This is a genomic window from Bacillus sp. GbtcB14 (assembly GCF_019091205.1).
In the GTDB taxonomy this organism is placed as follows: Bacteria; Bacillota; Bacilli; order Bacillales; family Bacillaceae_G; genus Bacillus_A; species Bacillus_A cereus_AG.
In genome coordinates this window covers 1-2,081 of the sequence record NZ_JAGXJT010000045.1, presented here as the reverse complement: position 1 = coordinate 2,081, position 2,081 = coordinate 1, and the positions used below count along the sequence as shown (strand labels likewise).

Sequence of the window (2,081 nt, the reverse complement as noted above, 5' to 3'; positions counted from 1 at the left end):
TCATTCCATCTAATAATGATAAGCTCTAAGCAAACAACGCTAGTTGTTCATGTCCCATATCCCCTCCATTTTGTGATTACATACAGATTTCCTCATTTTTGACTAATTTCCGCAATTTATTAAGTTTGCCTAACTGTTCCTCGTTGAGTTTTAATTTATTGAGGAATTGGTTTATGGTTTCTATATTGGTCGCGTGTATTAGTGTATGGACACTTGGCTTGATGATGGTAGCGAGGAGTATATTTTCATCTGATATAATGATAGGCATTAAATTTTTAAAAGAATTTTTCTTTGTTGCCTTCTGGTATAAGTTATCTAAGAAAGTTTGGATACCGTAGTATTCGTTGTGTCTTAGTTTCTTATTCTTTGGCGTGGACTTAGTTCTATCATTCATGGTCTATCACCTACTCTCATATTGATTTGGTGACCTTTTGAGTCTTACCAGAATCCATGCAAGATTAGATGAAATTTCAGTTCCTACAAATAGGCTTGTGGCTGTTCCTCCAATTCCATTACAGAATCTTCAACGGTCGTGCCACTACTCTCACCACTATTAAGAATACTTCCCTCGGTTACCCGTTTCGTATTCAACTATATCCGCCGATAGAGTCATAGACCCAACGTTAGTGGCTTTCGACGTTCCGTTCAGACTATCGTTGTTTTAAAGATCTTTCAATCTCCGATTTAGGTGCTTGCTTTACCCCGTGTCTAGCTCCGTTGCCTGTAACAACGTTAGGATTGGTCACTATGCGATGTTTCCAATCCATTAGACAAGTCTTATTTTCAGACTCCGAATCATTTCTGACCCGTAAACCTATCGAGGTGTACATTCGCAAGTTCGTCAGTGTTTACACATTCTCACCTTGTCGGTTGACAGCATACGGTACTTAGTTAGTTCCAGCCGGTTTATTATTCCTGCTGGCTTTCGGTTATCCATATAGACACTACGAACCGTAACCGCATGTTTTACCCTGCTTCCAACATCTCACTCTGCCGAGTGTATGCAGTTGGGAATCTCACTGGGAGAGTTTCGGGGCGTTACTCCTTCATTCCTCTCACTCGCCTGAACAGTTATCCTACTCTTTATTGTTTTCGATGTTTCTACAATTAAGAATAGTCCTCGTTGTCGCCTATGCTCCCGCATTACTTACTCGAGAACGTCTCGCACCGCATAATAGTTCCCTCCAAGTTCTTTTTTTACAATAAAAAAAGGAAGATCCAAGTAAATACATCACTTAGTTCTTCCTTTTACCCTCTATAAACTACCTCGACTTTTTTAAAATGGTAGTTCTTCATCTTTAATCTCCGATAGCTCATCCATACCAGCAAAAATATCATCCGGCTCTTGGGATTGCTTTCTTGTTTCCTGCTCTTTTGGATCATCTAATTCTGTCCAAGTGTTATCTTTTTTCATTTTCATTTCCCTCTATCCTTCTTATTTTTCAGGTTCATATACAACTTCTTCGTAATCAAAAAAATAGTCTTTCAGTTTACGTAGGAATGTACGAATCTTCGGTTCAGCTACGATCTTTGTACCATGGTAAAAACTTTGTTGCCCGACAAAGCGCCATAAGATTACGTAGCCTTCTTTTGCTTCCTGTATGCCTTCAATGTATAAAGCGATTTCTTGAATGGCCACCTTTTCATTAAGAGTATCTGGTTTAAAGTATTGAAATTTCCCATCTGGTAATATAATTTCAGCTTCAAAACATCCTCTCATTTGATTCACTCTTGCTCTGAATTCAGATGACATGGCTGACGCAGCATATGATTTCTGATTTTTTTCCATTCGTGTTTTATGTTCCTCTACTGTTGGTACTAGTTGTAAGTGTCTACAATCTTTCTTCATTTTCATATCTCCTCTATTTTGTAATTTGTTATGATTCATAACCCAGCCTGCAAACTTGAAAACAACACAAAAAGGGCTTCTTCAAGTCGATTAAATATGTGCATAGCAAAATAAGCTATATACACTAATCGGCTCAAAGAAGCCCTTTCAAAATTGAAACAAGACGCAACTTGCTTCTACAACTCAACCACAACACAAAAAAAGGTGTGGGAATAAACGGAATCAATTAAAC

General features: G+C 38.1%; 3 protein-coding genes. All 3 read right to left on the bottom strand.

What is annotated here, in order from left to right:
- Positions 1-76: 76 nt before the first annotated feature.
- The 3 genes from KVT31_RS30785 to KVT31_RS29260 all read right to left on the bottom strand — a co-directional run bounded on the left by KVT31_RS30785 (position 77) and on the right by KVT31_RS29260 (position 1,849).
- Entirely contained in the window at positions 77-394 is a 318-nt protein-coding gene (locus KVT31_RS30785; protein ID WP_000999902.1) for a hypothetical protein, read from the bottom strand.
- A gap of 882 nt (positions 395-1,276) precedes the next feature.
- A complete protein-coding gene (locus KVT31_RS29265) occupies positions 1,277-1,420 on the bottom strand; it encodes a hypothetical protein (protein ID WP_000782414.1) in 144 nt (47 codons plus the stop codon).
- A gap of 15 nt (positions 1,421-1,435) precedes the next feature.
- A complete protein-coding gene (locus KVT31_RS29260) occupies positions 1,436-1,849 on the bottom strand; it encodes a DUF6018 family natural product bioysynthesis protein (RefSeq protein WP_000710695.1) in 414 nt (137 codons plus the stop codon).
- Between the last annotated feature and the right edge of the window lie 232 nt (positions 1,850-2,081).